This is a genomic window from Arenimonas sp. (genome assembly GCF_022842045.1).
Taxonomy (GTDB): Bacteria; Pseudomonadota; Gammaproteobacteria; order Xanthomonadales; family Xanthomonadaceae; genus Arenimonas.
This window is the reverse complement of sequence record NZ_JALHQI010000105.1, coordinates 1-6,450: the sequence shown is the minus strand read 5'-3', so window position 1 is coordinate 6,450 and position 6,450 is coordinate 1. Positions and strand designations below refer to the sequence as shown.

The 6,450-nt window shown below is 72.9% G+C and carries 8 protein-coding genes; 2 read left to right on the top strand and 6 right to left on the bottom strand.

Annotation, left to right across the window (positions count from 1 at the left end; all coding sequences use genetic code 11):
* Positions 1-466 (bottom strand): DAK2 domain-containing protein (locus tag Q0C12_RS14370; RefSeq protein WP_290891384.1); only part of this gene is annotated, 466 nt, incomplete at its 3' end.
* A gap of 161 nt (positions 467-627) precedes the next feature.
* Here Q0C12_RS14370 and Q0C12_RS14365 point away from each other — a divergent pair.
* Together Q0C12_RS14365 and Q0C12_RS14360 are read left to right on the top strand one after the other, a co-directional pair.
* Complete coding sequence (locus Q0C12_RS14365; RefSeq protein WP_290891382.1) at positions 628-879, top strand: hypothetical protein; 252 nt, start codon at positions 628-630, stop codon at positions 877-879.
* A gap of 45 nt (positions 880-924) precedes the next feature.
* Positions 925-1,683 (top strand): M90 family metallopeptidase, encoded by a 759-nt coding sequence (locus Q0C12_RS14360; RefSeq protein WP_290891379.1) that lies wholly within the window; start codon positions 925-927, stop codon positions 1,681-1,683.
* A 40-nt stretch (positions 1,684-1,723) separates the two neighbouring features.
* Here Q0C12_RS14360 and Q0C12_RS14355 read toward each other — a convergent pair whose 3' ends face one another.
* From Q0C12_RS14355 to dusA, 5 genes are all read right to left on the bottom strand, one after another.
* A complete protein-coding gene (locus tag Q0C12_RS14355) occupies positions 1,724-3,109 on the bottom strand; it encodes an ATP-binding protein (RefSeq protein WP_290891377.1) in 1,386 nt (461 codons plus the stop codon).
* 6 nt (positions 3,110-3,115) lie between these two features.
* The gene (locus tag Q0C12_RS14350; RefSeq protein WP_034214380.1) at positions 3,116-3,796 is read right to left on the bottom strand and encodes a response regulator transcription factor; all 681 of its coding nucleotides are present in this window, start codon (positions 3,794-3,796) and stop codon (positions 3,116-3,118) included.
* A 60-nt stretch (positions 3,797-3,856) separates the two neighbouring features.
* Positions 3,857-4,270 (bottom strand): hypothetical protein, encoded by a 414-nt coding sequence (locus Q0C12_RS14345; RefSeq protein ID WP_290891374.1) that lies wholly within the window; start codon positions 4,268-4,270, stop codon positions 3,857-3,859.
* Between the two features lie 129 nt (positions 4,271-4,399).
* Positions 4,400-5,308, bottom strand: coding sequence for an arginine deiminase-related protein (locus Q0C12_RS14340; RefSeq protein ID WP_290891372.1), 909 nt, complete (start codon positions 5,306-5,308; stop codon positions 4,400-4,402).
* Positions 5,305-6,303, bottom strand: a complete 999-nt coding sequence (dusA, locus tag Q0C12_RS14335; protein ID WP_290891369.1) for a tRNA dihydrouridine(20/20a) synthase DusA — start codon at positions 6,301-6,303, stop codon at positions 5,305-5,307. Before dusA ends, Q0C12_RS14340 begins: the two co-directional genes overlap by 4 nt.
* Positions 6,304-6,450: the final 147 nt, after the last annotated feature.

Sequence of the window (6,450 nt, the reverse complement as noted above, 5' to 3'; positions counted from 1 at the left end):
CACCCGGTTGCTCGAGCGCCTCGGCGAAGGCAGCGATGACGCTGATGATGGTGCCCTCGCGCGGCTCCGACAGCGCCTGCCGCGCCGACGCGGCGCCGGCGCGGATGGCGCGGGCCAGGGCCTCGGGCTCGAGCGCGCGGGCGCTGCCGGCGGCTTCGGCGACGCCGGTGAGGAACTGCGCCAGGATGGCGCCGGAGTTGCCGCGGGCGCCGTCCACCGCGTCCTCGCCGACCCGCCGCAGCAGGTCGCCGGCGCCCTGGGTGCGGCGGCTGAGCGCGCCGGCCAGCACGCCGCCGAGGGTGAAGGCCAGGTTGCTGCCGGTGTCGCCGTCGGGCACCGGGAAGACGTTGATCTTGTTGAGCTGCTCGCGCTGGGCGATGACCCGGCGGGCACCGGCGATCAGGGCGCGCCGGAGCGCGGGGCCGCGGATCAGAGGGCGGGGCGATTCAAGGAATGCGGCGTTCATGGGCTGCCGGAGTCTGCCGCAAAAACCGCGCCGGCGGCCATGCTGCGCCGCCGCATCCGGGGCAGCCGGCGGCGGCCGGGAAACGGAGTTAGAATCCGGGCTTGCAACCCTCGGGGCCGCCGCGGCATCCCAAGGGACGTCCCCCACCGCAGGTGTCCGCCATGTACCGCATGCTGCTCGCCCTCAGCCTCGCCCTCGCCGTCCCGGCCGCGCTTGCCGCCGAACCCGTGCCGGTCGAATCCGAGGCGCCGGGCTGCACCAAGGCCAAGCCGGCCTCCGGCGAGCCGCCGGCCAATGCGGACGGCACCACCACCGCCACCCGCCCGGGCTCGCCGGCGCCGGTGCGTCCGCGGGCCGCCGGCACCCGCAGCGGCCCGCGCTGGCACAGCCTGCTGCCGGGCATGATCCGCTAAGGCCCACGCCTTGCCTGTCGTGCGCTTCGCCCGCAGGCTGCGGGCATGAAGTCGCTGCTCCGCCGCCTGCTGCCCGCCCCGCCCGCGCTCCCCTCCGAAGACGCCGCGGACCTGCTTGCCGACCTTCCGTGGCTAGCGCGCCTGGACGACACGCGCCGCGGGCGCCTGTTCACGCTCGTCGCCCGCTTCCTGGCCCGCAAGGCGATCACGCCGGTGCACGGGCTTGCCCTGTCGCCGCGGCAGAAGCGCCGGCTGGCCGCACTCGCCTGCCTGCCGCTGCTCGAATTCGGCGACGAGGGCCTGCGCGGCTGGTCGGAAGTGATCGTCTATCCGGGCGCCTTCCGCGTGCATCGCCGGCACCACGACGAGGACACCGGCGTGGTCGCCGAGTGGGAAGACGAGCTCGCCGGCGAAGCCTGGGACCAGGGCCCGCTGGTGCTGTCCTGGGACGACATCGTGGCCGACCTGGCCGAACCCGAGGCCGGATTCCAGCTGGTGGTGCACGAAATGGCGCACAAGCTCGACGCACTCGACGGCGCGATGGACGGCACCCCGCCCTTGCCCGCGGCCTGGCAGCGGGAGTGGGCCCGCGATTTCCAGGCCGCCTACGAGGCCTTCTGCGCGCGCGTGGATGCCGGCGAAGACACCCCGATCGATCCCTACGCGGCCGAAGCACCCGAGGAATTCTTCGCGGTCACCAGCGAATACCACTTCTCCGCACCGGCCCTGCTGGCCGGGGAGATGCCGGCCGTGGCCGCCCACCTCCAGCGCTTCTACGGGCGCTCGCCGATTCCCGCGGCCTGACGCCGCCAGCGGCGCAAGGCCGCCGCCGCGTCCGGCAGCCTCAGAACGCCGGCGGAATGCGCACGCGGAAGCGGGCGCCGCCGAGTTCGGGCGCGCGCTCCACCACCAGTTGGCCGCGGTAGGCGGCCACGATGTCCTGGACGATCGACAGGCCGATGCCGTGGCCATGCACGCGCTCATCGCCGCGCACGCCGCGCTGCAGCAGGCGCTCGACCGCGTCCTCCGGGATGCCCGGGCCGTCGTCGTCAACGATGAAGCTCACGCCGGGCCGCTGGTTGGCCGCGGCCGCCTCCACCTGCACCACCAGCAGCACGCGCTTGTTCGCCCACTTGAAGGCGTTCTCGAGCAGGTTGCCCATCAGCTCCTGCAGGTCGCCCAGCTCGCCGTGGAAGCGCGCCGCGGGGTCGATCTCGAACTCGCACAGCACGCCCTTGGCCGCGTACACCTTCTCGAGGCCGGCGACGATCTCCTCGGCCCGCGGCTCGATCTCGATCGGCGCCGCGAACAGGGCGTGGCCGCTGCGCGCCGCGCGCGAGAGCTGGTAGGAGACGATTTCGTTCATGCGCTGCACCTGCGCCGCCACCTCGGTGCGCAGCTCATCGTGGCTGGCGCCGGCCTCCAGCCGCGAGCGCAGCACGGCCAGCGGCGTCTTCAGGCTGTGGGCGAGGTCCGAAAGCGTGTTGCGGCTGCGCTCGAGGTGGCTGCGCTCGGACTCGATCAGGTTGTTGATCGATTCGGTGATCGATTCCAGCTCGCGCGGATGGCGGCCGGACAGCCGCTGGCTTTGCGCCTTGCGCACCCGCGCCAGCTCGCGCTCGACGTTGCGCAGCGGCAGCAGGCTCCAGCGCAGCACCAGCACCTGCACCATCAGCAGCAGGCCGGCCGCCAGGCCGAGGTAGCCCCACAGCGCGCGCCGGAATACGTTGACCTGGTCCTGGATCTGGGCGGCGTCCTCGTAGACGCTGAAGGTCAGGCGGAAGTCGCCGGCCGATTCCCAGATCACGCCGATCGAATAGGCGTAGACGCTGTTCTCCATGCCGCGCGCGTCGATGATGCGCAACGGGCCTTCGAAGCGGCGCTCGCCGGGCTCGAGGAAGGCCACCGGCGGCAGCGAGCGGCCCAGCGAGGACGCCGACTCCCAGCGCAGGCCGTCGCCGCGCACGCTGGCGTACAGGCCGCTGCCCGGGATCATGAAGCGGATGTCGGGCGGCGTTTCCGGCGAGATGAAGGCGCGGCTGCGGTCCAGCTCGCTGCCGGAGAGATAGCCGTTGGCCAGGTCGGCCAGCCGCTCGCGCAGGGCGTTCTGCGCGGTGTCGACGAAGGCGCGGTCGAGCGCGTAGCCGGTCAGGCCCAGGAAGGCGACCAGCGCGAGGCTGGCCGCCAGCAGCTGTCGGGCCTGCAGCGATAGCGTGCGCCAGCCGCGCAAGGCGGCTTACTCGTCGCGCGGGATGGCGAAGCGGTAGCCGCGGCCGCGGACGGTTTCGATCGGCTTGATCTCGCCTTCCGGGTCGAGCTTCTTGCGCAGGCGGCCGATGAAGACCTCGAGCACGTTCGAATCGCGGTCGAAGTCCTGCTGGTAGATGTGCTCGGTCAGGTCGGCCTTCGAGACCAGCTCGCCCGCGTGCAGCATCAGGTACTCGAGCACCTTGTACTCGTAGCTGGTCAGGTCGACGCCGACGCCGTTGACCGTGACCGTCTGGGCCGAGAGGTCGAGCTTGACCGGGCCGCAGTCGAGCGAGGGCTTGGACCAGCCCGCGGCGCGGCGCAGCAGCGCGTTCATGCGCGCCAGCAGCTCTTCGACGTGGAAGGGCTTGACCAGGTAGTCGTCGGCGCCGGACTTCAGGCCCTCGACCTTGTCCTGCCAGCTCGAGCGCGCCGTCAGGATCAGGATCGGGAACTTCTGGCCCTCGGCGCGCAGCGCCTTCACCAGGTCCATGCCCGACATCTTGGGCAGGCCCAGGTCGATCACGGCGATGTCGAACGGCACTTCGCGCCCGTGGTACAGGCCTTCCTCGCCGTCACCGGCGGTATCCACGGCGAAACCCTCGCGCTTGAGTCGCGCAGCCAGGGTCTCGCGCAGCGGGGCTTCATCCTCGACCAGCAGTACGCGCATGTCGTCTCCTTTCGACAGGGGCCGACCCTTGCGGGCAGGCGAAACAGGAACGGGATCGAATCAGTCGCGCTCGCGCGGCATGTCGTCGCCGCGCGGGGGCGGGCCCGGGTCGGCGGCGGGTGGCTCGCTGCGGACCTGGGGGCGTGGGCGGATCAGGCTGTCCCGGCGTCCTTCGCGCTCGCGCAGCTGGAACCGCGCCTCGCGCGGCGGCGGACGCATGGAAGCCGCGTCCTGGTCCTGCAGCACGCGCACGCGGCCTTCCGGGGTCAGCACCTTGAGGCGGTAGACCTGGCGGCCGCCGCGCTGCATCGGCTCGGCCTGCAGCACCCGGCCGCCGTCGCGCTCGACCTGGCGCACGCGGGCGCCGGCGTCGTCGCGATGGGTCGGCGGCGGCTCCTCGGCCTGCTGCGCGTGCACGGGCGCCATCGCCACGAAGGCGAGCAGCAGCAGCACGGGGCGAAGGGCGGTCGGCATCGTCGGGATACTAGCTCCAAGGGGGTCCGCTAGCCAGCCGGACCATGCGGCGAAGTCTGGGCGGCAGGCAGTGAATCCTCTCTGAACCCTAAGCCCGTCAATAACTTGGCGGCGGGCGGGGTTCAGCGCTCAGTAGATTTCAGCCACGCAGCAGCGCAGCGAGCCACCGGCCTTCTCGATCTCGTCCAGCGGCACGGCGCCGACCGCGAGGCCGGCGGCAGCCAGCACGGCGCGCTGCCCATCGTGCAGCGCCGCCGCCCCCGCCGCGCTGAACCAGGCGCGCCCCGGCGCCAGCGCGATGCAGTTGCCGGCGAAGGCCGCCTTCTGCGCCGGGTCCAGCACCACCACGGCCGGGGCGTAAATGCCGGCGATGGCCGCGGCCACCGCGGGGTCGGCGAAACCGGCCGGGCAGACCACCAGGGCGCGGCCGGCCAGCACGCTCACCACCACGTTGGCGTGGTACTCGCCCGGCGCCAGGTCGAACAGCAGGGTCGCGCGCAGGCCCAGGGCTTCGTGCAGCGCGGCCGCGCCGTCGGCGTCGCAGCGCTCGCCCAGGCCGGCGAAGGCGATGCCGCGGGCGCGGTCGATGACCACGGAGCCGGTGAGCTCGCAGACGCCGGGCCGGTCGCGAAGGTCGGTTTCCCGGCGGCCCATCGCGCGGAAGAAGCCACGGATGTCGGCGCGCTCGGCCTCGCGCTGCCGCACCGCGTGGCGCATGCGGCCAATCAGCAGCCGTCCCGGCGCGGTGGCGAAGACGTTGTTCGGGAACAGGCCGTCGGGCGCGGCCGGATCGCCCGGGAAGGCCACGACCGGCCGGTCCTGCGACAGCGCGCGCTGCAGGCCGCGGTGCTGGTCCAGCGCGCGCGCCGGGTCCACGGCCTGCGAAAGATCCATGTAGGCGTTGTCGCTGGCCGACTGTTCGGCCAGGGCGAAGCCCTCCGGGGTGACGAGGAAAGCCGCCGCCGCGCAGGCGGGACCGAAATCCGGGGCCAGCGCGCGGGCGTGGGCAAGGAAGGCCGCGGCATCGCGGGTGATCACGCGGCCCGCTCCGCGCGTGCGGTCATCGCCAGCGCCTGTTTGATCAGCTCCCAGCCCGCGCCCGGGCGCGGCGCGCCTTCGCTGATCACCTGGCGGAACGCGCGCCCGCCCGGCTGGCCGTGGAACAGCCCGAGCAGGTGCCGGCTGATGTGCTTGAGCGCGACGCCGCGGCTTCGCTGCGCCTCGATGTAGGGCCGCAGCGAACGCAGCAGCTCGGCGCGCTCGCGCGGCGGTGCGCCCGGCGCGAACATCGCCTGGTCCATCAGGTGCAGGCGGTAAGGCTCGTGGTAGGCGGCGCGGCCGATCATCACGCCGTCCACGTGGTCCAGCGCCGCCACGGCGTCCTCGACCGTGGCCAGGCCGCCGTTGAGCAGGATCCGCAGCTTCGGGCGCTCGCGCTTGAGGCGGTGCACCCAGTCGTAGCGCAGCGGCGGGATCTCGCGGTTTTCCTTCGGGCTCAGCCCCTGCAGCCAGGCCTTGCGCGCGTGCACCACGAACAGGCCGCAGCCCGCCGCGGCGACGGTGTCGACGAAGGCGAGGAACACGTCGTAATCCTCCATCTCGTCCACGCCCAGCCGGCACTTCACCGTCACCGGCACCGGCGAGGCAGCGGCCATCGCGGCGACGCACTCGGCCACTAGCCGCGGCTCGCGCATCAGGCAGGCGCCGAAGCGGCCGGCCTGCACGCGGTCGGACGGGCAGCCGACGTTGAGGTTGATTTCGTCGTAGCCCCAGTCGGCACCGATGCGGCTGGCCTCGGCCAGGTGCGCCGGATCGCTGCCGCCGAGCTGCAGTGCGACCGGATGCTCGATCGGGTCGAAGCCCAGCAGCCGGTCGCGATCGCCGTGGTTGACGGCCTGCGCGTGCACCATCTCGGTGTAAAGCCGGGCATTGGGCGCCAGCAGGCGGTGGAAGACGCGGCAGTGCCGGTCGGTCCAGTCCATCATCGGCGCGACGGTCAGGCGGGTGGCTTCGGGGGCGGGCAGCGGGATCATCGCGGCAGTTTACCGGCTCGCGGCGCGTCGCCGGCGACCCGCATGACCTGCGTCAAACCGGGCCGGCCGCCGCCGCGGCACACTGCAAGCCCCCCACTTCACGAGGAGACACGCCATGAACCGGGTCCAGGGCAAGGCCTGCATCGT

Coding starts and splice junctions, on each gene's coding strand:
- Q0C12_RS14365 (WP_290891382.1), top strand. CDS start 628: ATGTACCGCATGCTGCTCGCCCTCAGCCTCGCCCTCGCCGTCCCGGCC.
- Q0C12_RS14360 (WP_290891379.1), top strand. CDS start 925: ATGAAGTCGCTGCTCCGCCGCCTGCTGCCCGCCCCGCCCGCGCTCCCC.
- Q0C12_RS14345 (WP_290891374.1), bottom strand. CDS start 4,270: ATGCCGACCGCCCTTCGCCCCGTGCTGCTGCTGCTCGCCTTCGTGGCG.
- dusA (WP_290891369.1), bottom strand. CDS start 6,303: ATGATCCCGCTGCCCGCCCCCGAAGCCACCCGCCTGACCGTCGCGCCG.
- Q0C12_RS14350 (WP_034214380.1), bottom strand. CDS start 3,796: ATGCGCGTACTGCTGGTCGAGGATGAAGCCCCGCTGCGCGAGACCCTG.